Source organism: Sinomonas cyclohexanicum (assembly GCF_020886775.1).
GTDB lineage: Bacteria > Actinomycetota > Actinomycetes > Actinomycetales > Micrococcaceae > Sinomonas > Sinomonas cyclohexanicum.
Map to the genome: position 1 here is coordinate 2,162,492 of NZ_AP024525.1, position 20,660 is coordinate 2,183,151.

The 20,660-nt window shown below is 69.4% G+C and carries 21 protein-coding genes; 9 read left to right on the top strand and 12 right to left on the bottom strand.

The window, feature by feature from the left end; genetic code table 11:
• Positions 1-7: 7 nt before the first annotated feature.
• The 3 genes from SCMU_RS10385 to SCMU_RS10395 form a co-directional block, all read right to left on the bottom strand.
• A complete protein-coding gene (locus SCMU_RS10385) occupies positions 8-685 on the bottom strand; it encodes a peptide deformylase (protein WP_229232875.1) in 678 nt (225 codons plus the stop codon).
• Positions 686-747: 62 nt separating this feature from the next.
• Positions 748-1,569: a hypothetical protein gene (locus SCMU_RS10390; RefSeq protein WP_229232876.1), complete on the bottom strand. Its 822-nt coding sequence runs from the start codon at positions 1,567-1,569 to the stop codon at positions 748-750.
• A gap of 4 nt (positions 1,570-1,573) precedes the next feature.
• Positions 1,574-2,461: a LysR family transcriptional regulator gene (locus SCMU_RS10395; RefSeq protein WP_229232877.1), complete on the bottom strand. Its 888-nt coding sequence runs from the start codon at positions 2,459-2,461 to the stop codon at positions 1,574-1,576.
• Between the two features lie 71 nt (positions 2,462-2,532).
• Here SCMU_RS10395 and SCMU_RS10400 point away from each other — a divergent pair, with 71 nt between their 5' ends.
• The 7 genes from SCMU_RS10400 to SCMU_RS10430 all read left to right on the top strand — a co-directional run bounded on the left by SCMU_RS10400 (position 2,533) and on the right by SCMU_RS10430 (position 11,058).
• Complete coding sequence (locus SCMU_RS10400; RefSeq protein ID WP_229232878.1) at positions 2,533-3,567, top strand: YeiH family protein; 1,035 nt, start codon at positions 2,533-2,535, stop codon at positions 3,565-3,567.
• A gap of 81 nt (positions 3,568-3,648) precedes the next feature.
• On the top strand, positions 3,649-5,160 hold the full coding sequence (locus SCMU_RS10405) for an arylsulfotransferase family protein (RefSeq protein ID WP_229232879.1): 1,512 nt from the start codon (positions 3,649-3,651) through the stop codon (positions 5,158-5,160).
• A 33-nt stretch (positions 5,161-5,193) separates the two neighbouring features.
• Positions 5,194-6,171: a DMT family transporter gene (locus SCMU_RS10410; RefSeq protein WP_229232880.1), complete on the top strand. Its 978-nt coding sequence runs from the start codon at positions 5,194-5,196 to the stop codon at positions 6,169-6,171.
• 2 nt (positions 6,172-6,173) lie between these two features.
• Positions 6,174-7,202 carry a PHP domain-containing protein gene (locus SCMU_RS10415; RefSeq protein WP_229232881.1) on the top strand — a complete coding sequence of 343 codons (1,029 nt, stop codon included), beginning with the start codon at positions 6,174-6,176 and terminating at the stop codon, positions 7,200-7,202.
• 136 nt (positions 7,203-7,338) lie between these two features.
• Positions 7,339-7,515: a hypothetical protein gene (locus SCMU_RS10420; RefSeq protein ID WP_229232882.1), complete on the top strand. Its 177-nt coding sequence runs from the start codon at positions 7,339-7,341 to the stop codon at positions 7,513-7,515.
• Between the two features lie 119 nt (positions 7,516-7,634).
• Positions 7,635-8,681, top strand: coding sequence for an LCP family protein (locus tag SCMU_RS10425; RefSeq protein ID WP_229232883.1), 1,047 nt, complete (start codon positions 7,635-7,637; stop codon positions 8,679-8,681).
• A 31-nt stretch (positions 8,682-8,712) separates the two neighbouring features.
• Complete coding sequence (locus SCMU_RS10430; protein WP_229232884.1) at positions 8,713-11,058, top strand: ATP-binding cassette domain-containing protein; 2,346 nt, start codon at positions 8,713-8,715, stop codon at positions 11,056-11,058.
• Positions 11,059-11,068: 10 nt separating this feature from the next.
• On the opposite strand, the gene SCMU_RS10435 is transcribed toward SCMU_RS10430, so the two are convergent.
• Positions 11,069-11,224, bottom strand: coding sequence for a hypothetical protein (locus tag SCMU_RS10435; protein ID WP_229232885.1), 156 nt, complete (start codon positions 11,222-11,224; stop codon positions 11,069-11,071).
• Between the two features lie 184 nt (positions 11,225-11,408).
• Between SCMU_RS10435 and SCMU_RS10440 the strand changes: the two genes are divergently transcribed.
• On the top strand, positions 11,409-11,996 hold the full coding sequence (locus SCMU_RS10440) for a hypothetical protein (RefSeq protein WP_229232886.1): 588 nt from the start codon (positions 11,409-11,411) through the stop codon (positions 11,994-11,996).
• Positions 11,997-12,887: 891 nt separating this feature from the next.
• Here SCMU_RS10440 and SCMU_RS10445 read toward each other — a convergent pair.
• The 3 genes from SCMU_RS10445 to SCMU_RS10455 all read right to left on the bottom strand — a co-directional run bounded on the left by SCMU_RS10445 (position 12,888) and on the right by SCMU_RS10455 (position 14,933).
• The gene (locus SCMU_RS10445) at positions 12,888-13,436 is read right to left on the bottom strand and encodes a Pycsar system effector family protein (RefSeq protein WP_229232887.1); all 549 of its coding nucleotides are present in this window, start codon (positions 13,434-13,436) and stop codon (positions 12,888-12,890) included.
• A gap of 64 nt (positions 13,437-13,500) precedes the next feature.
• Entirely contained in the window at positions 13,501-14,112 is a 612-nt protein-coding gene (locus SCMU_RS10450; RefSeq protein ID WP_229232888.1) for a type II CBASS E2 protein, read from the bottom strand.
• A gap of 17 nt (positions 14,113-14,129) precedes the next feature.
• Complete coding sequence (locus SCMU_RS10455; protein WP_229232889.1) at positions 14,130-14,933, bottom strand: adenylate/guanylate cyclase domain-containing protein; 804 nt, start codon at positions 14,931-14,933, stop codon at positions 14,130-14,132.
• Positions 14,934-15,187: 254 nt separating this feature from the next.
• On the opposite strand from SCMU_RS10455, the gene SCMU_RS10460 reads away from it, so the two are divergent.
• On the top strand, positions 15,188-16,582 hold the full coding sequence (locus tag SCMU_RS10460) for an IS1380 family transposase (protein ID WP_229229277.1): 1,395 nt from the start codon (positions 15,188-15,190) through the stop codon (positions 16,580-16,582).
• Between the two features lie 249 nt (positions 16,583-16,831).
• Here SCMU_RS10460 and SCMU_RS10465 read toward each other — a convergent pair whose 3' ends face one another.
• The 5 genes from SCMU_RS10465 to SCMU_RS10480 form a co-directional block, all read right to left on the bottom strand.
• Complete coding sequence (locus SCMU_RS10465; RefSeq protein ID WP_229232890.1) at positions 16,832-17,515, bottom strand: MerR family transcriptional regulator; 684 nt, start codon at positions 17,513-17,515, stop codon at positions 16,832-16,834.
• Between the two features lie 177 nt (positions 17,516-17,692).
• Positions 17,693-18,535, bottom strand: a complete 843-nt coding sequence (locus SCMU_RS20875) for a site-specific integrase (RefSeq protein ID WP_338027608.1) — start codon at positions 18,533-18,535, stop codon at positions 17,693-17,695.
• Between the two features lie 144 nt (positions 18,536-18,679).
• Positions 18,680-19,150: a hypothetical protein gene (locus SCMU_RS20880; protein WP_338027609.1), complete on the bottom strand. Its 471-nt coding sequence runs from the start codon at positions 19,148-19,150 to the stop codon at positions 18,680-18,682.
• A complete protein-coding gene (locus SCMU_RS10475) occupies positions 19,143-19,496 on the bottom strand; it encodes a helix-turn-helix domain-containing protein (RefSeq protein ID WP_229232891.1) in 354 nt (117 codons plus the stop codon). The genes SCMU_RS20880 and SCMU_RS10475 overlap by 8 nt, the downstream gene beginning before the upstream one ends.
• A 156-nt stretch (positions 19,497-19,652) precedes the next feature.
• Positions 19,653-20,618, bottom strand: a complete 966-nt coding sequence (locus SCMU_RS10480; protein WP_338027611.1) for a tyrosine-type recombinase/integrase — start codon at positions 20,616-20,618, stop codon at positions 19,653-19,655.
• Positions 20,619-20,660 lie beyond the last annotated feature (42 nt).

The following is a 20,660-nucleotide window of genomic DNA, read 5'->3' on the forward strand; positions in this document are numbered from 1 at the left end:
CCGGGCTCTAGAACCCCAGCGCCCGGGCCGCCCTCTCGGGCGTGGGCTGGGCCCAGCGCGCCGTGTACTCCTCGTTCGAGCACAGTGAGCGAGGCTCGGCCTTGTCCAGGTACAGCGTCCCGCCGAGGTGGTCCGTCTCGTGCTGGACGATCCGCGCCTGCCAGCCGGTGAACTCGCTCGCGCGCCCCGAGCCGTCGGGGGCGGTCCAGCGGGCCTCGACGCGCTCGGGCCGCCGCACGACCGCCGTGTAGCCCCGCACCGAGAGGCAGCCCTCGAAGAATCCGGGCCGCTCGGGACCGATCGGCACGTAGGCCGGGTTGAGCATCGCGACGAACGGCAGGGGAGACCTGCCCCGCGCCGCAGCGATGCCCTCGTCCGCGGCCCACGTGTCCTCGAGCACGGCCAGCCGCAGTGGCAGGCCGATCTGCGGGGCAGCGAGCCCCACGCCGGGCGCGGTGTGCATGGTCCGGCGCATCACGAGGATCAGGGCGTCGAGCAACTCGGGGTCGAGCTGTCCGTCGAACGCGACGGCCGCGGTCCTGAGGACGGGGTGCCCGGCCTGGACGATCGGCGGGAGCTCATCTCCGGCCACGATCCCGGCGGCGGCCTCGGCGATCCGTGCTGCGGACCAGTCGCTGGCGGGCGCCAGCGCGCCGGCTGCGGGGGTACGGGGTGCGGCAGTCATGCGCTCAGCCTAGCGATGGGGCCCGGCGTCGCGAGCTGGCGCGGCGGCCACGCGGAGGCGGATCACCCGGTCGGCCACCCACAGGCTGCGGCGACGAACGCGTAGATGGCCGCCCGCAGCCCGGGCGGCGCGGCGAGCTTCACGACCCCCGTCTGCCCGCTCGCCGCGAGGGTGAGCGGCAGCACCGTGCCGACCTTGTCCTCAGCGACGGCATGCGGGTCGCACCGGGCAGGCCGAACGGCGAGCCTCACCTCTGTGCCGGGGGAGAGCACGACGCCGCGCGGCCACGGCTGCCCGGGGTCCTCGTCCAGGAGGGTGGTTCCGGATACGGACGTGAGGATCGGCGATGCCGCGGGCGGCGGGCCGGGGGGCGCGCCCGCGCGGACGGTCAGGATGGCGACCCCGGGCTCCGGGCCGGGAGCGAGCGCGTCATCGAGGCTGAGGGAGGCGTGGGAGGCCACCCTCGCGGCGAAGCAGCCGTCCGGGTGGATCCGGGCCAGCACCCCGTGGGGGTCGTCGGCGGCCACGCGGCGCTCCGTGCCATCGGCGAGCCCGACGCGGACGGTGGGTGCGGCGTCCTGGGAGCCGTCGCACCGGGGCGCTGCGGCGACTGCGGGCAAGCTGATGGTCTGCCCCGGCGCGAACTGGGTCGAGCCGGCCCAGGCCGTGCCATCCGAGAACCGCGGGTCGCTGAGGGCGGCGCTCACCACCGTGAACTCCGCCGAGCCGGTGTCCGTGAGCTGCAGGACGATGGTCCCGGTCGCGTACCCGTCTCGGAACTGGTCCACCGTGGCCCGCAGGCCCGGCCCCGCCGTCGAGCAGGAACTCGCCGCGAGGACCGTGAGGACTGCGAGCTGTGCGAGGACCCTGCCCGCTGACCGCATGGACCTAGCGTACGGCCGCGACGATCTCGAGGAACTCACGCGCCGGCCCCTCGAGCGGCGTGCCCGCGTGCCACACCGCGCGCAGCACGCGCGCCAACTGCATTTCCGGCGTCGGGACCTCCACGAGCCGACCGCCGCGCAGGGCGCCCTGGACCGCGAGCCTGCTCACGACGCCGGGGCCCAGGCCCGCGGCCACGCTCGCCGCGAGCGCGGCGTTGCTGCCCACCTCGAAGCGCGGCCCGGTGCCGAACGGTGCGAGGGCCAGATCTGCCGTCTGCCGAGTCCCCGACCCCGGCTCCCGCACCACGAGCCCCGCCGCGGCGACAGCGCGCGGCGCGATGTCGCCGTCGTGCGCCCAGGGATGGTCCGGGCGCACGATCACCACGAGCTCGTCCCGCCCCACGTCGAGGTACCGGAACCCGGTCTGGACGGTGGGGCCCTCGACGAAGCCCAGATCGGCCGCGCCGGAGCGGACGCGGTCGAAGACCTCGTCGGAGTTGCCCACGTCGAGGGTCGTCGTCACCCCGGCGAGGCGCTGCTGGGCGGTGGCGAGCCACCCGGGCATGAGGTGCTCGGCCACGGTGAGGGACGCGCACAGGTGCAGGGAGCCGCGGCCGCCCTCGAGGGCTGCGACTGCGCGCGTGAGGCTCTCCGCCGCCTCGACGACCTCGGCGGCGAGGCCGGCCACGACCCGGCCGCGGTCCGTGAGGCTCGTGCCGCGCGGGGTCCGGCGCGCGAGCGGAAAGCCCGCCGAACGCTCCATCTGCTCGAGGAGCCGCGATGCGTTCGGCTGCGCCATGTCCGTGGCCCTCGCCGCGGCCCCGATGCTGCCCTCGGCGGCGAGGGCCGCGAGGAAGCGGTAGTGCCGGAGGTCCCAGTCGCGCACAGCCATATCGTCAGCATATGGGATGCATGCCGGATCGGCGGCTACTGGCCGTGCACGGTCGCCGGGAGGATGGAACCATGCCAGCCACAGGATCCAGCACAGCGACCCAGAGCCAGATCCCCCGCACACCGGTGCCCGGGACGGTTCTGCGGATCGTCCCGGGGCTCGCGGTCGCGCTCGCCGGGGCGCTGGCCGCCGTCGGCACGGCCGCGCTGATCCCGGGCCTGAGCCCGCTCCTGGTCGCGATCGTGCTCGGCATCGCCGCGCGCAACATGGGCCTCCTGCCGGAACGGCTCGCGCCCGGACTCGCGTTCGCCGGGCGGGTGCCGCTGCGCCTCGGGATCGTGGTGCTCGGCCTCCAGCTGTCCCTCAAGGACCTCGCGTCCCTGGGCTGGGGCGTCCCGGCGCTCGCGGTGTGCGTCGTGGTCGTCGGCATCCTCGCCACGGTGCTGCTTGGGCGGCTGCTCCGCGTGCCGCGCCGGCAGGCCCTGCTCGTGGCCTGCGGCTTCTCGATCTGCGGGGCGGCCGCAGTGGCCGGCGTCGAATCCGTCGTGGACGCCGACGAGGAGGAGACCGTGACCGCCGTCGCCCTCGTGGTCCTGTTCGGCACGCTCATGATCCCGATCGTCCCGGTCCTTGCGGGACTGATCGGCCTCGATTCCCGGGTCGGCGCGGTGTGGGCCGGGGCAAGTGTGCACGAGGTCGCCCAGGTTGTCGCGGTGGGCGGCCTGCTCGGCGGCGGCGCGCTCGGGGTCGCCGTGACCGTCAAGCTGGCCCGGGTCCTCATGCTTGCACCCGTCGCCGCGGTCCTGTCCTGGCGGCAGCGGCGCAGCGGGCCCGCAGGCGGCAGGCGCCCGCCGCTTGTGCCGCTGTTCGTGCTCGGGTTCGTCGCGCTCGTCGCAGTGCGCAGCCTCATGCCCCTTCCCGCGGGGGCCCTCGGCGCGGCCTCAGGCGTGCAGGCCTTCCTGCTCACGACGGCGATGTTCGGCCTAGGTGCCGGCGTCCGGATCCGATCCCTCGTGGCTCGCGGCGGACGCACCCTCGCGCTCGCCGCCTGTTCCACGCTCGTGGTGGGCACTGTGGGCCTCGTCGGGGCCCTGGCGATCGCCTGACACCTCGCGATCGCCTGACGCTCAGCTGGGCCACAGCTGGGAGCTCTCTGGCGCATAGGCCCCGTCCTTACGCTGGGGCACATGATCAGGGTCAGCCGCCGCCATTTCATCCAGGGTGCCGGACTCGCCGTCGTCGGCGCGGTAGCCGGCGCGGGCGTCGCCCGCTCGAGCATCTTCCCCCTGCCGCAAAGCGCCGCCGCAGCGACGCCCGCTCCCTCCGCCTCGCCGTCCGCGTCCCCCGCCGCGGCCACCGGACTCCCGGACCGGACCTTCATGAGCACCAAGCTCACCGCGCCTCACGTGAGCATCTGGAACGACTCCGCGACGGCTCCGGGGCTGCTCTTCACGGGGCCCATGGGCCATGGGACCAACGGGCTCATCATGGACAACGCCGGCACGCCCGTGTGGATGGAACCCACCGGCGCCGGGGTCACCGACCTGCGCGTCCAGAGCTACAGAGGCCAGCCCGTCCTGACGTACTGGAGCGGGAAGGGGATCGGCGGCCACGGCGAGGGCGTGGGCATCATCAAGGACTCCACATACACGACCATCGCCCAGGTCTCCACCGGCGGCGGCCTCAAGGCAGACCTGCACGAGTTCACGCTCACCCAGGCTGGAACCGCGCTCATGACCTCGTACCCGACGGTGCAGGCCGACCTCACGTCCGTGGGCGGGCCTGCCACTGGATACTTCTTCGACTGCCGGGTGCAGGAGGTGGACGTCGCCACGGGCGGGGTCCTCTTCGACTGGACCGCGTCCGAGCACATCGACTTCGCCGAGTCGTTCATCAGGCCCTCGGACGATCCGGCCGCCAACGGCACGTCGGCGGCCAAGGCCTACGACCCGTTCCACGTCAATTCGGTGGACCGCCGGGCCGACGGGTATCTCGTCTCGTCGCGCCACACCCACACGGCATACCTCGTCACCCCGGCCGGCGAGATCATCTGGCGCCTCGGCGGGAAGCGGAGCGACTTCGCCATCCCCGCCGAGGCGGCCTTCGCATGGCAGCACGACGTGCGGCAGCGGCCCAACGGCGTCGTGAGCATGTTCGACAACCACTTCAAGGACGGGACGACCGGCACCTCGCGAGGACTCATCCTCGCCGTGGACGAGAAGGCACGGACCGTCACGCTCAAGCTCGCCCTCGCCCACGGCGGCCACCGTGGCAACGCCATGGGCAACGTGCAGTTCCTCGACAACGGGCACTACATGGTCGGATGGGGATCCGATCCGGCCGCGACGGAGTTCGCGGCGGACGGCACCGCCATCGCGGAGGCCACCGGGATCGGAGGCGGCTGCTACCGGGCCTACCGCCACGAATGGACGGCCACGCCCACGACTCCGCCCGAGGTCGCCGTGGTGCACGGCAACGGGTCCACGATGCAGGCCTACGCGAGCTGGAACGGGGCCACCGAGGTGTCTAGCTGGCGGTTCCTCACCGGCCCGGACCCCGCGTCGCTCTCGGAGGCCGCGGTCATCAGGAAGCGCGGATTCGAGACGAACGCGGCCGTGGCCGCGGCGCCGCACCTCGCCGTCCAGGCGCTCGACACGAAGGGCGACGTGCTGGCCACGTCGGTGGTCATCGCGGCGTAGGCTGGGGCCCTGAAGCTCACCTCCGGAGGCCCCATGACCGCCGCCCGCCACGACCACGGGTTGGGTGTGGCCTGCGTGCTCGGCGCCTCGATCCTGTGGGGCACCACCGGGACCGCCTCCGCGCTCGCGCCCACGGTGCCGCCCCTCGCGGTCGGTTCCGCGTCCATGGGCTTTGGTGGGCTCCTGCTCGCCGCGACGTCCGCGCCCCGGATCGTGCGGAGCCGCTCGCAGGTGGCACGATCGTGGCGCCTCGTCGCGATCGGGGCCCTCGCGGTTCTCGTGTACGCCCTCGCGTTCTACACGTCGATGCGGCTCGCCGGCGTGGCGGTGGGGACGGCCGTCTCGATCGGTGGAGCGCCCGTGGCCGCGGCGCTGCTCGAGCGTATCCTCGACGGCCGCAGGCTCTCGGGCCGCTGGGCCGCGGGCGCCGCACTGGGCATCGCGGGAGCGGTGGTCCTGTGCCTGGCCCGCGGCGGCGTCCCCTCAGATGCAGCAGCCGGCGCTGCCGCGTCCGGCGAGGCGGCCCAGACGGTGGCCGGCGTTGCCCTCGGAGCGGTCGCCGCGGCGTCGTACGCGCTGTACTCCTTCACGAGCCACCGCCTCATCCGCGCCGGGCTGTCCTCACGCGCCGCGGTCGGCGCGACGTTCGGCGTGGCCGCCCTCGGCCTGCTCGTGGTCCTCGCCGCAACGGGCGGGGCGTTGCTCGAGTCCTGGCGGAACGTCGCGGTCGGCGCCTACCTCGCCGGGATCCCGATGTTCCTCGGCTACATCCTGTTCGGGTGGGGCCTCAGCCGCGTCTCCGCGAGCACCGCGACGACCGTCTCGCTCGCGGAGCCCGTAGTCGCCGCTGCGCTCGCCGTTGCCGTGGTGGGGGAGAGGCTGCCCATACTCGGATGGTTCGGGATGGTGCTCATCGTCGGGTGTCTGGCCGTCCTGACGCTGCCGCTGCCAGACTGGTCGCGACGGCGCCGCCGCGGGTTCGGGCCCGCCGAGGCGGAAGCGGAGGGGTAGCGGTGGATCCTGTCGAGGCGCTGCGTGAGATCGCGTTCTGGCTCGAGCGGGAGCAGGCAGAGGGGTACCGCGTGCGTGCGTTCCGCACCGCCGCCGGCATCGTCGCGGGGATGGAGCCCGAAGACGTCGCGGAGCGTGCCCGCGACGGGCGGCTGCGGCGGGTCAAGGGCATCGGCGACAGGACCTTCGCGGTGGTCCGCGAGGCGGTCGACGGCGGTGTTCCCGCCTATCTGGCCGAGCTGCGGCAACGCTCCGGCGAGCCCCTGGCCGGGAGTGAAGGCGGCGCGGGACTGCACGCGCTCCTCCTCGGGGACCTCCACTCGCACACGGACGCCTCGGATGGCACGGCGCCGCTGGAGGAGATGGCGCAGGCCGCGCGCTGGCTGGGCCGGTCCTACCAGGCAGTGACTGACCACTCGCCGAGCCTCACGATCGCCCACGGGCTCGACGCCGAACGGCTCGCACGGCAGCTCGACGATGTCGCGGAGGCCAATGAGTCTTCCGAGGACGGGTTCCGGCTGCTGGCCGGAATCGAGGTGGACATCCTCGAGGACGGCGCCCTCGACCAGACCCCGGCGATGCTCGGGCGGCTCGATGTGGTCGTGGCGAGCGTCCACTCGAAGCTCCGCTCCGAGTCCGGGCCCATGACACGGCGGATGCTCGCTGCCATCGAGGACCCGCACACGGACGTGCTCGGGCACTGCACCGGCCGGCTCGTCCAGGGCTCGCGCGGGACGCGCCCCGAGTCGCAGTTCGATGCAGGCCGTGTCTTCGCGGCGTGCGCCGCGAACGGCGTGGCAGTGGAGGTCAACTCGCGGCCCGAGCGGCAGGACCCGCCGGACCGCCTCATCCAGGCCGCGCTCGACGCCGGCTGCCTGTTCAGCATCGACACCGACGCCCACGCCCCCGGGCAGCTGGACTTCCTGCACTACGGCGCCGCGAGGGCGGCGGCGAACGGGGTCCCCGCCGAGCGGATCGTCACGACGTGGCCCGTGGAGCAGCTGCTCGCATGGACTGCGCGGCGGCGCTAGACCGGTACGTCATACTTTCTGTGGAGTCGGTCACAGAAAGGTTACGAACCGTACCGGTCTAGATATCATGATCAGGCAGGCTCAACGAGGAGTCGGCCGGGGCCACGCTCCTGACAGAAGAGAAAGCTTGAGACGCATGACCTTTGACTCGCATTCCGTGACCCTCAAGATCTGGGATCCCTCGACCGTGGACCACACGCTCGAAGAGGCGATTTCCCATGTTTCCACGACCGCCGGTGCCCACCGCGACCACGTCAAGGTCACGCGCAGTGGCCCGGACGTCTTCACCGTGCACGTCGGCGACCTCGTCTGACGCTCCCGCGGCTTCGCGAGGGCGCCGTTCCAGCTGGGCTGGGACGGCGCCCTCGCTGTCTGACCGGGTGAGGCCGAATGGCACTTCCGCCGGGCCCTCAGGACGGCCACCGTTGAGCCATGGCCGAGTCCGGGGGCGGTTCTGACGCACGACGGCGCCGGGTCCGCTCGCGCCTGATTCTCGCCGCCGTCACGCTCCTCGTCGTCGTGGGGGCGGCGGTGGGCACGTTCGTGCTCATGACCCCGCGCGGGGCGCCGGGCGAGGGAACCGCTCCCGGCCCCTCGGCGTCGGCCGGCCCGTCTGCGAGCGCGTCCGCGTCGCTCCCGGCGGTGGAGTCCGGCCCGCTGAACATCCTCGTGATGGGCAGCGACATCCGCGGGAACGCCCGCGAGGCGATCGCGGGCCAGCAGGCCAACGGCGGGGTCGCGGACCAGCGGGCGGACATGATCATGCTCATCCACGTCCAGGCCGACCACCGCAGGATCTTCGGCATCTCGATCATGCGGGACCTGTGGGTGGACATCCCCGGCCACGGTCCGTCGAAGATCAACGCTGGCCTCGCCCTCGCCGGCCCGCAGCTCGTGGCCGAGACGGTCAGCTCCCTGCTATCGGTCCGGATCGACCACTGGGCCCTTCTCGACTTCGACGGCTTCAAGGCCGTCACGGATGCGCTCGGGGGTGTGGACGTGAACGTCCCGGTCGCGTTCACCGCCACGTTCGACACGCACCACACGTTCTCCCAAGGCGTCAACCACCTCGATGGCCAAGCGGCGCTCGAGTTCGTCCGCGAGCGGTACGCCTTCCCCGATGGCGACTACCAGCGGGTGCGGGATCAGCAGGCCTTCGTTCGCAGTCTCGTCGCGCAGCTGCTTGCCACCGGTCGCGTGCGGGGCCCCGCCGAGGCGATGGGCGTCGTCGGCCTCGCCATGCCGTACGTGATCACGGACCCGGGCCTCGACGCGACGGGCCTCGCGGCCCTCGGATATGCGCTGCGCGAGGTCGATGCGTCGTCGAGCGCCTTCTTCACGCTGCCGACATCGGGCACCGGCACCTCGGCGGACGGCCAGTCGATCGTCGTACCGGACTACACGGGCATCGCCGACGTCGCGAGGGCCCTTGGGTCCGACGCGCTGGGGGAGTACGCCGCGGCCCACGGGCTCTCGTAGCCTCCGGCGCCCGCCCGCCTAGACTGGCGCCATGCATGCAGCCGACAGCCATGACCTGATCCGTGTCCGGGGCGCACGCGAGAACAACCTCAAGGACGTCAGCCTCGACCTGCCCAAGCGGCGGCTGACGGTCTTCACCGGCGTCTCGGGCTCGGGGAAGAGCTCACTTGTCTTCGCCACGATTGCCGCCGAGTCGCAGCGCATGATCAACGAGACCTACTCGTCCTTCGTGCAGACCTTCATGCCCACGATGGCCCGGCCCGACGTCGACCTCCTCGAGGGGCTCACCACGGCGATCATCGTGGACCAGGAGCGCATGGGCGCGAACATCCGCTCGACCGTCGGCACCGTCACGGATGCCAACGCCATGCTCCGCATGCTGTTCAGCCGGCTCGGCCAGCCGCATATCGGCTCTCCGCAGGCGTTCTCCTTCAACGTCCCGTCCGTGTCGGGTGCCGGGGCGATCAAGACTGCCACCGGGAAGTCCGAGAAGCGCACCTTCAGCATCACGGGCGGAATGTGCCCTCGCTGCGAGGGCACCGGCCAGGTGAGTGACTTCGACCTCACCGCGCTCTACGACGGCAGCAAGTCCCTGGCCGGCGGCGCGATCAGCGTCCCCGGCTACAGCATGGACGGCTGGTACGGGCGCATCTTCGCCGGGTCCGGCTACTTCGACATGGCCAAGCCCGTCGGCACGTTCACCACCAAGGAACTGCACGACCTGCTCTACCGGGAACCGACCAAGATCAAGGTCGAGGGGATCAACCTCACCTACGAGGGCCTCATCCCCAAGATCCAGAAGTCCATGCTCTCCAAGGACAAGGAGGCGATGCAGCCGCACATCCGCGCGTTCGTGGAGCGGGCCATCACGTTCCAGGCATGCCCCGAGTGCGGCGGCACGCGCCTCGCGGCGCCTGCGCGGTCCTCGAAGATCAGGGGCGTGAGCATCGCCGATCTCTGCGCGATGCAGATCAGCGACCTCGCCCATTGGGTCCGCGACCTCGACGAGCCCTCCGCGGCGCCGCTCCTGAAGAGCCTCCAGGACCTCCTCGACTCGTTCGTGGACATCGGCCTCGGGTACCTCTCCCTCGACCGCTCGTCCGGGACCCTCTCCGGGGGCGAGGCGCAGCGGACCAAGATGATCCGGCACCTCGGGTCCTCGCTGACCGATGTCACCTACGTGTTCGACGAGCCCACGATCGGCCTGCATCCCCACGACATCGCCCGCATGAACGAACTCCTCCTCCAGCTGCGCGACAAGGGCAACACCGTGCTCGTCGTCGAGCACAAGCCCGAGGCGATCTCCATCGCCGACCATGTGGTGGATCTCGGTCCAGGGGCCGGCACCGCGGGCGGCGAGATCTGCTTCGAGGGCACGGTCGAGGAACTCCGGGGGAGCGCCACGCTCACGGGGAAGCACCTCGACGACCGGGCGCGGCTCAAGGAGGAGGTCCGCCACGCGAAGGACGTGCTGGAGGTGCGCGGCGCCTCCACGCACAACCTCAAGGGCGTGGACGTCGACCTCCCGCTCGGGGTGCTCACGGTGGTCACCGGCGTCGCGGGCTCCGGGAAGAGCTCGCTCATCCACGGCTCGGTCGCGGGCCGGGAGGGCGTCGTCGTGATCGACCAGGGCGCGATCAAAGGGTCGCGCCGCTCCAACCCGGCCACGTACACGGGCCTGCTCGAGCCGATCCGCAAGGCGTACGCGAAGGCGAACGGCGTCAAGCCGGCGCTGTTCAGCGCCAACTCCGAGGGTGCGTGCCCGGTCTGCAACGGCGCCGGCGTGATCTACACCGATCTGGGCTTCATGGACACCGTCTCCACGCCATGCGAGGAATGCGGAGGCAAGCGCTTCCAGGCCGCGGTCCTCGAGTACAGGCTCAACGGGCGCGACATCGCCGAGGTCCTCGCGATGCCGGTCAGGGAGGCGGAGTCGTTCTTCTCCGACGGCGAGTCCAAGATCCCGGCGGCGCACCGGATCCTCGAGCGGATGGCCGACGTCGGCCTCGGGTACCTCGCGCTCGGCCAGCCCCTCACCACCCTGTCCGGCGGCGAACGGCAGCGGCTCAAGCTCGCCACGCAGATGGGGGAGAAGGGCGGCATCTACGTCCTCGACGAGCCGACCACGGGTCTGCACCTGGCCGACGTCGAGCAACTCCTCGGGCTCTTGGACCGGCTCGTGGACTCGGGCAAGTCCGTGATCGTGATCGAGCACCACCAGGCCGTCATGGCGCACGCCGACTGGATCGTCGATCTTGGTCCCGGTGCGGGGCACGACGGCGGCCTCGTGGTCTTCGAGGGAACGCCCGCCGATCTCGTGGCGAACCGCTCGACGCTCACGGGGGAGCACCTCGCGAGGTACGTCGGGGCCGTGTGACGCACGGGCCTTACTGGGCCGTCACGGCACGCTGCACGAACGCCAGCGCTGCCATCGCGAGGAACAGCGGGGCCGCCACGATCATCCAGCCGACGCCGGCGTTCGCCGCGATGCCGAGCATTCCGCCGGTGCCAGCGAAGAACAGGACCACGTAGCTCACCACCATCCACGGCGTATGGCGGAGTCGATCTTCAGGATGTAGTCGAGCACTGCCTCAACCACGAGCCAGGCCAGCATGAGTCCGATCTGGAGGTAGTTACAGCATGCCCCCAGTGTCCTTTGCATCCGGTCGGTGCGGCTAGGGACCTGGGGCCGGACCCGTCGTGGAACCCCGTGGGAAGCTTGCGTATATGGACACGGGCCGCCATGCGTTCGGCAACCCATCGCCCGGGGTGATGGTGCTCCTCGAGGGAGTGAGCGACGTCGCGGCCGTGAGGGTGCTCGCCTCGGCGCGAGGCGTCGACCTCGAGCGCGTGGGGTTCGTGAATCTCGGGGGAGTGACAAACGTCCGCAGCGTTCTTGTGGACATCCGGCACCGGGTACCTGACGCCGACGTCCTCGGGCTGTGCGACGCAGGCGAGGCCAGATACGTCGTGAGGGCCCTGGATGCCGTGGGCTGTCCAGTGCGGGATGCGAGCGACCTGCCCTCGTATGGGTTCTTCATCTGCCAATCGGACCTCGAGGACGAACTCATCCGGGCGGTCGGGACGGCACGCGCTCTCGACGTGGTCGAGCGGCTCGGCCTGAGGGGCAAACTGGCGGCCCTCCAGCAACAGCCGGCCTGGCAGGGACGCCCACTGTCCGATCAGCTGCATCGGTTCTGCGGTGTCGCGTCTGGCCGCAAGGAACTGCTCGCTGGGGAGCTGGCCGGTGCGCTGAGGCCCGGCGAGGAGCCCGAACCGCTGCGGCTGCTCATCGAGCGGATGGCGCTGCTGTGACAGGCCTACTCAACTGGCAGAGGCGGGTATTCATGAGACGGGAGTAGGCCGTTCCAGATTGCCCCAATGGGGACCCGCTCGCGTGCGGTTTGCGCCGGTTGCCGACCCATCATCGATTCGTGAAGAGTTGGCGCCATGCGATCACATGTTCTCCTTATCGGTGGCCCGTCGGGTGTGGGGAAGACGACGGCGGCGTTGGCTCTGCACAAGCTCATGAAGTCATCAGGCGTCCGGCACGCCGTCATCGAGGGGGACTGTCTCGATCTTGCGCATCCGGCCCCGCATTTCGCGCATGCAGTGGCGAGGCTCGCCGAGCGGAATCTCGGTGCCCTCTGGGCTAACTACCGGGAACTGGGCTACCGCCGGTTGACATTCACGAACACGGCGTCGGTCCTAACTGGCGCCGCCGGAGCCCAAAAACACGCGCTTCGCTGAACTCACTCCCAGAGAAGCGCGTGCGGCTCGTCCCCCATCAACATGTCTCACTGCCAGTTAGAGCTGCTGCCAGCTCCTCGGCCCCGAACGACGCGGCGCTCGGAATCAGGGCTAGAAACAGCCCGGTCTCGAGAGCAGGCGAAGCCTAGTTGGCAGGCGTAGACCTCTCCTCGGGGTCGGAAGCCCACCCGACAAGCTTCGCGAGGCGAACGGCTATGTCAGCAGGCCAGAGGCTGTCCGTGTCAATGCGGCGCACTACTTCGGAGGCTTCCACCGCGAGCCGCGCCGCTGTCTCCGCACTACGGTCAAAGGTCATGCTGGGAGACTTCTCCGTGCCCTCGTACCGCCAATCGCGTTGATACCACCTTCTGTCCCGCGCGAAGCAGAACTGCGGTCACTTCAGGATCGTCGCCCATCGCGGCCGCCAGCGCATCGGCAAAGTACCCAGTGCTTCCGTCAGTCGCGCTGCGTGGTAACTGCGGTGGCTCCCATCGTCGGCTTCGCTTGTTGAGCTGGTGGAGACTGAGGAGACCACGCAGCCATTGCAGCTGATGTCGTCACGAGTGCGACTGCTGTGATCACAAGCAGGGCGAAGCCCCGAACTGCCATCTTGTTGGCACGAAACTTTCGCTTCGCGATGATGGACAAGTCGACCACTTGCCGCCAAGCATCCTCGCCAGCTTGGGTGTGTTCGCTGTGCCGTCTGATCTCATCTGCCGAGGCTTCAGCCAATGTGGGCCACGCGAACCGGTTGATGCCGTGATGCGTTGCAGTGCTCTTAGGTTCGAGCGCGCGGACAAGCCAAAACAACGTCCAGAGGAAGGCGATGGCTGCAAGGCTGGAGAGCAGGATCGTGGTGACGAGGGCTGTTAGCCCTCCCGACTTGAGCACGTCTAAGATCGTCTTCGCATTGGTCATGACCATGGTCGTTACGACGCCAAGACCGGCCGTCAGCACTGTCGCCTTCGTATCGGCAAAGCGAACCCAATTGGCGACTTGATCCATGGCCTGGAAGCTGCCGTCGTTGGGTTTGTCAGTGGCTTGCTCGCTGGGACTGCTCTTGCGAGCCCTACGAAGCAACGTTGACTCCGGCCACCGGCCACCTCATTGTGAAGCGCCATTCGGTGTAGCATGCGAGCCAATGAGCAGCCCAGGCGATCGCGGTGGCGGCGGTGTGCTCGTCGCGGCGCCAGTCTGCAGTTTCCGCCACACAGAGGTCCCCATTTAGATAGAGGTGCGGCGACCGCTCGAAGCGTCGCCCCGTGGCGCGTCCAAGCTTTTGATGGCTGACGAGCTGAACTCGTGGCAGTCCGCGGTCGCGGCGGAGTGAAACCTGGATCATGAACCTCCCGCGTCCTGTGTTGATCTCTCCAGTCCATGATGGCGAGATCTCGCCTTGGGGCGCGGTGTACCGGAAATTTGGGAAGGCAAGTTCCACGGCCTGAACGTGCTTCTCCAGCTTCTTGGGGTCGCTCCACCAGGGAGTGCCGTCACCCGCGTCGTCGGTGAGGTTATCTCCGCCGTGGAACGTGTGGTTCGGGACCCGGGTGACCGGACCTCGCGAGTGGTGTTTTGGGCCCGATGCCGTTTCGGTGACGCCATCGAAGACGATCTCGCCATCGATGGTTACGTATCTGGGAGCTTTCACTCCGTGGTGACTCAGAAGAGCGGCGATGGACATTGTTTCCTCCTGGGCGCTTAGCCGACGGTGATGGCCGAGGCTGGGCGGCCGTTGAGCTGCTGGATGACGCTGGGCAGGATCGGGAGGACCTGACGCCATCTGTAGTCGAAGTACTTGTAGGCGCGACGCTGGTAGTCGCGCTGATAATGCTTCGGGGAATCGGGGTGTTCGGAGAAACGTCCGTTAGTACCTAGCTGGGTCACCAGGCCCTCTCCAGCGACGACTTCCCAAGAGTTTGCGGCCTTCTCGCACTTGGCGGCGAAATTGGCTGAGAAGCCGATCGCGTTGACTTCGCTCCTGGATTGGCTCCCGCTGCGCACAAAAGTGACCTCTCCGAAGTCGACTCCTGCGCGGGCTTGGACGGGCTCGAGACCCCGTTCGGCGAGGCGTGGGTTCAACTCGTTCTGAACTCCGTCAAGAGCGAAAGCGCATGCTCCCAGTGCGAGGCTGCAGACCACATCTGGTTTCCCCGGCCCGAAGCCGGCGAATAGACCGTCACCACGTAACCCGAGGGGGTGGCCACCGAATACGGAGACGACTTCAACGAAGCCGGTCAGGATCGCATGAGCGAGATCCGTGACTTCGACGGCGTCATCCCAGAAGGTCCGACCGGTGAAGTTGGTGAGGTCTAGGAAGACAGTGGCGATTCGTGCGGACCGGCGCTCTCCGATCCGGAGCTCTTCGAACATCGGATGGCCGAGTCCGCGGGTTTCTAGAGTGGTCCCGGCAGACGCCGTGATGCCGCCTTTTTCCAGCAGGTCGCGGCGTCGTTGAAAGTCATGCATTACGGTTTGACCGAACTGCTTGTTGCTGTAGGACATGCTCACCCCTCGAGGCTTTCGGCTATGCGGCAGCAGGAGGGACTCGATGGTGGACAGATGTCGGGCATGACTGGATAGGGATACATGCGTAAGGGTCTCGCTTTCAGCTTGACTGGTTCCAGCGAGAGCCCTAGCCCGGATCGTTCACGGGGCGGCGGCCTGATCGGCGCGTAGAAACACCGAAGTGCCCTCTGACCGGGGGAAACTTGGACTTGTCTAAGGTCCCAGGTTGCCCAGCAGAAAGCACTCGGTAGGTGAAGCGTACTCTGTGGTCGTCGGGTCTGTCCGTGTCCGCTGACGGTGTCGGCGTGGTGGCCCACTCGGGTGGCGTCGCGTTGCGTCTGATGGCGGACCGGTCCGGGCTCACGGCTGGACTGTCCAAGGCGTTGGCACGCCGTTCCTTCTCCCCGATCCACGACCGCGGCCGGGTGCTGGCCGACGTGGCGGTGATGATCGCCGGTGGCGGGGAGGCGATCGCGGACATCGATGTCCTCAGGCATCAGGCTGACGTGCTCGGCCCGGTCGCGTCGCCCCCGACCGTCTGGAGGGCGCTGGACGAGGTCACCCCGTCGCGGCTGAAGCGGATCCAGGCCGCCCGGGCACGCGCGCGCCGGCACGTGTGGGCCCAGTTCCCCGCCGGCGTGCCGGCCAGCCGGGCCGCGGGCGCCGACCTCGGCAAGGACGTGGTGGTCCTGGACGTGGATGCCACGATCGTGGTGGCCCATTCCGAGAAGGAGCAGGCCTCCCCGACATTCAAGAAGACCTTCGGCTTCCACCCGATCGGGGTCTGGTGCGACAACACCTCCGAGTTCCTCGCGGGCATGCTGCGCACCGGCAAGGCCGGATCGAACACCGCAGCCGATCACATCGCGGTCCTCTCCGATGCGATCAGCCAGGTCCCCGCCGCCTATCGCAGGCGCCTGCTGATCCGCTCCGACGGCGCCGGGGCCTCCCACCGCCTGCTGGACTGGCTCACCGAGCAGGGCAGGGTCCGCGGGCGCAGCCTGGAGTACAGCGTGGGGTTCGCGGTCACCGAGCCTATCCGCCACGCCATCGCCAACGTCCCCGAACAGATCTGGACCCCGGCGCTGGACGCCGACGGCGGGGTGCGCGAAGGCGGCGACGTCGCCGAGCTCACCGGGCTGCTCGACCTGGCCGCGTGGCCGGAGGGGATGCGGATCATCGTCCGACGCGAACGCCCCCACCCGGGCGCGCAGCTGTCGCTGTTCGAAGAGGCCGACGGCTGGCGCTACCAGGCCTTCGCGACCAACACCACGAGCGGACAGCTGGCGTTCCTGGAGGCCCGCCACCGGGCCCACGCCCGGGTCGAGGACCGCATCCGCCACGCCAAGGACACCGGCCTGGGCCGGTTCCCGTCCCGCGAGTTCGCCATCAACCAGACGTGGCTGGCGCTGGCCGGCATCGCGGCGGACCTCGTGGCCTGGACCAGGCTCGTGGGAATGGTCGGAGACGCCAAGGTGCTCGCCGCCTGCGAGCCCAAGGCACTGCGCTATCGATTCCTGCACGTCCCGGCCCGCCTCACCCACGGCGCCCGCCGTCGACGGCTGCGGATCCCGGAGACCTGGCCTTGGGCAGCAGCGATCGTCGCGGTCTTCGCCAACATCGCCGCCATCCCACAACCAGCCTGAACGAACCTGTCCGCCCACGACCCGAGGAACCCGGAGAACCGCCAACCGGCAGCGCCAGCCGGCGCTCCCATGCACCCAACGGACGACGTCCAAGCACTCAGCCCCGATCAAGACATATAGCCCCGCACCCGACCCGACTCGTGAAAGACCGAGGCTAGTGTCCTTGATGTCAATCGGGGTCTTCTAGGGCCCTCAGGGGCCGGGCGTTTCGCCCGGCCCTATCTTTTCGTGGTGTGCGCCTTGGGCCGCTCAGTCTCCCTTCGCGGCCTCGGCCGAGAGGGCCGCATCGCTATCGGTGTCAGCCACGTCGTCGTCCTCCGGGAGCGCCTCGTTCGGACGCAGGCCCAGAATGATCGTTGTCGGGTCGGTCTTCACGTCCTTGTCGTTGATCGCAAGCGTGATCCGAGTTCGCGCGAACCAAACCGGTCGCCCTGAGCTCTCGTCTGAGCCGTTAGCCTCGACGTCCACCCTTCGGGCGATCGCGAAGCCGAGCGTCGTATCGTAGGAAGCCAGCATTTTCTCGCTCCCATCCTTCAGAATCACGACGACGTCGGCGCATGCATGGCACTTTCCGCAGACATGGAGAACGTCGGTGACCACTGCCGGGATGGCCAGGGAGCCCTCGAGCGAGGACACCTGCTGACGAGCCACGTATTCCAGTTCCGCCAGGTCCAAGCGCTTCGCGTTTCGTGCGCGAATCAAGAGCTTCCAAACAGGGAGGAGCTCGCGGATCGTATCGACCGCGAGGCCTCCATCGCGCGCACCTGCGACCCATGCGAGCAGTTCGACAACGATCCGCGGATATGCTCCAGCCCGGGATCCGACCCGTACTGACTTCGGGACGATGCCTTCGGAGACGTAGAAGGACAGCTGGCGCTCACCGATGCTGTACCCACGGCGCCGAACCGCGGCAAGAAGCTCGGACTTCGTCACTAGATCTGGCTCTGATCCTTGCAGCTGCAAATACTCAAGGAACCCGTTCTCTTCACCTGCCACTGGGACACCTCCACCGAAGCTGTTTACAGTTCTAGTGTAAGCCATCGCAGTGCTAGCGCAAAGCTCCAAATTACATGGTTGTTACTAAGGGGCCCGGCCAACTCTGGAGATCCTCTAGGCATCCCGGCGAGCAGCAACGTATTGGGCGTAGGCCGCGGCGGAGTCGATGGCGTGGCGTTCGATGGTGGCGGGGGAGTAACCGAGGGCCTCCGCGATGAGCGGCACGGGGGCGAGCTTGGTGAGCTCGTGGAGGGTCCCGAGCCGGGCGGCGGGGGCGCTGAAGACGCTCCGGAGCCTCTGCCGCAGGTGCCCGGGATAGATGGGGCGTCCGGGGGAGGTGCCGCGGAAGACCCAGTTGCTGTTCGGGTGAGCGGCGGTGAGCCCGTGGCCGGGTTCGGATGCGAGCTGTCGCCACGGCACGTCGAGCGGGTCGGGCAGGGCGATCTCGATGGTGCCGAGCCGGACCGTGACCAGTTCGTCGCTCACGGCCACGTTGTCCCAGGTCAGGGCGGCGACGTCTTCGATCTGCTGCCCGAAGACGATGACCAGGATCGCCGCGGCACGATCTCGCGGTGTGAGCTGGTCGGTGTGGACCACCTGCTCGACGGCCTCGTCCTGGGCGGAGGCACTGAGCCTCGGACTGGTTCCCCGTCGGTGCGGGACCATCTTCAGGCCCGAAGGAGCGGCGTTGGTCTTGATCGCCCACTTGAGGAATCGGCTGGCGATCCCGCGGGTCGTCGACCCCTCGGCCTGCCAGGCGTCGAGGTGGCCCTGCTGGAGTTCCGCCAGGGTGATGCCGCGTTCGGTGAGCCAGTTCAGGAAACCGATCGCCACGGTCACGGTCTGCTTGCTCCGCAGGAAAGTGCCCTGGCTGACTTCGTCCATCTGGTTCATCCGGCGCTGGTGATGCCAGCGCACGTACCGCCGGACGAGGTCGCGGTTCGCAGGGTCGTCCACGCGGCCGAGGGCCTGCTTCGCCCATTCCCCGTAGAGGGCGTTGAGTTCGTCGCGGCGGGGGATGACGCCGTGCTCGACGAGCAGGCCCCTGACGTATTCGCGGGTGGGGGAGCTGGGCAGGGCGTCGACGGCGTCGTGGGTGACCTAGGGGACGACCGCGAGCTGGCGGAGGAACGCGGTGACGTGCTTCTGGCGGATCCAGGTCAGGCCGCTGTTGGCGCGCCTCATCGACTTCAGCGCTGTCGCGAGGGGGACGAGCCCCGGGGCGATGGTGCCCTTGGCGGGGTGGGTGAGGAGGCTATCGACGGTGTCTCCGAGCATGCAGCTCCAGCATCGCCCGCCGCTGTGGAGCTCGTCCTCGGCGCCGCACGCCTTGCAGTCCACATTCAGCCGGACCCCGGAGCACCCGCGGCAGGCCGGGGCGCCGTCAATCAGGCCGGGCAAGACTCCTTCGTGGCCGCAGGCACAGGTGCCGCGGATGCGCTTGGCCTGCTGGTAGCAGTAGCCGCAGACCCCGCCGTCGGGCCAGCTGGCGACGGTCTTGTGGTGCTGGCCGCAGCGGGAGCAGGGGACCGGCCAGCGGAGGGGGTCCTCGGCCTTGCGGGGCCTACTCACCCTCATCCGGGCTCACAAGCCGGACGCGCTTGGCGATCGGGCTGCCGGGCTGGATGCCGAGGTCCTCGCTGCGCTTCGGGGCGTTCGCTGTCTGGGCCGCGCGCATCTCGATGAAGGGCTCGAAGAGGTCGTTCGGGGTGCAGTCGAGGATGTCGCACAGGGCCGCGAAGGTCCGTGCCGGGATGCGCTCGGGGGTGCCGGTGACCAGGCGGTAGACCTGGCTCTCGGAGAGGTTGATCCCGCGGGAGCGAAGCAGGGGCATCAGCTCGGTGGTCTTCCAGAGGTTGCGCTGGGCCATCAGGGCGCGCAGGTTCCAGTGGTAGCCGATCCGGCGTTGTTCAGGCACTGGATTCCTCCTCGGGCTTGGCGATGCGTCGGGCGATCATCTTCTGGACGGTCTTCTGCTTGAAGTCCGACGATACCGAGGTGTAGAGGCCGGTGGTGGAGGCGTAGGCGTGCCCGACCTGGGTCTGGACGAAGGCGGGGTCGTAGCTGGCCTCGATCAGGTGGGTGTGACGTAGGAGTGGCGCAGGCAGTGCAGTCCGAGCTCCTTCGGCAGGCCGACGGCGTCCCGGGCCTCGGCGAAGGCGTCCCCGAGGCTGCCCACGGCCACACGGTCGGCCCGCTCGCTGGGCCAGAGCGCGGAGGACCGCTCCGCGGTGGCGAAACGCTGGCGCATCCCTCCCGAGGTCCACTCCTTGAGCAGGTCGACGACCCAGTCGAACTCGGGCACGGTCAGCACGGTCCGGCGGCGTGGGCCCGAGCCGGCGGTGCCCTTGGCCCAGCGGACCTGGACGGCGCCGAAGCGCCCGTACTCGACTACGTGCGGGTTCGGGCCGAAGTCCTCGAGCTCGAGCATGGCCAGCTCCCGGCGCCGCAGTCCGTAGGCGTAGCAGACCTTGAACGCGATCGAGTCCCGCAGCAGCGGCAGCCACCGCTTGGTCCCGGCGGCGTACTCGCGGTCGACGAGGTCGTCCTGGTGGTCGAAGAGCCGCTGCAGCTCCCGCACTGTGAACGCCCGCCGCCCCGCCGGCACGGCGTCGTCGGTCGTGTGCCGGGGCGTGTTCCACTCGAAGCAGATCTGCGTGGGGATGTCGCCGAAGGTGCGTTCGCAGAACTCGCCCCAGCCGTACGCCGTATGGGTCAGGTAGGCGCAGAACATCGCGATCGCATTGCTGTACGAGCGCAGCGTGGTCAGGCTGACCGGCTTCTCGCCGGAGCGCAGCTCGGCCAGGAACTCCTCGACGTCGACCGGACGCCACTGCCACGGGAACTCGCCGGTGAACTCCTGAAACCTGCCCACGACACCGCAGCGGCCCTTGATGGTCCCGGTGGTCAGCCCGCGGGCCAGCATCTGGGCCCGCCAACGCTCGAGCATCACCTCGAAGACGTGCTCGTCGGCGCGGAACAGCCCGACGCCAGGATCGCTGAGCAACCGCGGCACCGCGCCCGGAGCAGCGCCGTCCATTTCCGCCCCCTAAACCATGGAAACCTGCATTAGATGCAGGAA

What these genes read in the sequence shown, in the direction of transcription:
- SCMU_RS10435 (WP_229232885.1), bottom strand. Translation starts at nt 11,224, where the DNA reads ATGGTGGTGAGCTACGTGGTCCTGTTCTTCGCTGGCACCGGCGGAATG.
- SCMU_RS10390 (WP_229232876.1), bottom strand. Translation starts at nt 1,569, where the DNA reads ATGCGGTCAGCGGGCAGGGTCCTCGCACAGCTCGCAGTCCTCACGGTC.
- SCMU_RS10405 (WP_229232879.1), top strand. Translation starts at nt 3,649, where the DNA reads ATGATCAGGGTCAGCCGCCGCCATTTCATCCAGGGTGCCGGACTCGCC.
- SCMU_RS10445 (WP_229232887.1), bottom strand. Translation starts at nt 13,436, where the DNA reads ATGGATCAAGTCGCCAATTGGGTTCGCTTTGCCGATACGAAGGCGACA.
- SCMU_RS10385 (WP_229232875.1), bottom strand. Translation starts at nt 685, where the DNA reads ATGACTGCCGCACCCCGTACCCCCGCAGCCGGCGCGCTGGCGCCCGCC.
- SCMU_RS10420 (WP_229232882.1), top strand. Translation starts at nt 7,339, where the DNA reads ATGACCTTTGACTCGCATTCCGTGACCCTCAAGATCTGGGATCCCTCG.
- SCMU_RS10450 (WP_229232888.1), bottom strand. Translation starts at nt 14,112, where the DNA reads ATGTCCATCGCCGCTCTTCTGAGTCACCACGGAGTGAAAGCTCCCAGA.
- SCMU_RS10440 (WP_229232886.1), top strand. Translation starts at nt 11,409, where the DNA reads ATGGACACGGGCCGCCATGCGTTCGGCAACCCATCGCCCGGGGTGATG.
- SCMU_RS10430 (WP_229232884.1), top strand. Translation starts at nt 8,713, where the DNA reads ATGCATGCAGCCGACAGCCATGACCTGATCCGTGTCCGGGGCGCACGC.
- SCMU_RS10425 (WP_229232883.1), top strand. Translation starts at nt 7,635, where the DNA reads ATGGCCGAGTCCGGGGGCGGTTCTGACGCACGACGGCGCCGGGTCCGC.
- SCMU_RS10400 (WP_229232878.1), top strand. Translation starts at nt 2,533, where the DNA reads ATGCCAGCCACAGGATCCAGCACAGCGACCCAGAGCCAGATCCCCCGC.
- SCMU_RS10410 (WP_229232880.1), top strand. Translation starts at nt 5,194, where the DNA reads ATGACCGCCGCCCGCCACGACCACGGGTTGGGTGTGGCCTGCGTGCTC.
- SCMU_RS10395 (WP_229232877.1), bottom strand. Translation starts at nt 2,461, where the DNA reads ATGGCTGTGCGCGACTGGGACCTCCGGCACTACCGCTTCCTCGCGGCC.
- SCMU_RS10455 (WP_229232889.1), bottom strand. Translation starts at nt 14,933, where the DNA reads ATGTCCTACAGCAACAAGCAGTTCGGTCAAACCGTAATGCATGACTTT.
- SCMU_RS10480 (WP_338027611.1), bottom strand. Translation starts at nt 20,618, where the DNA reads ATGGACGGCGCTGCTCCGGGCGCGGTGCCGCGGTTGCTCAGCGATCCT.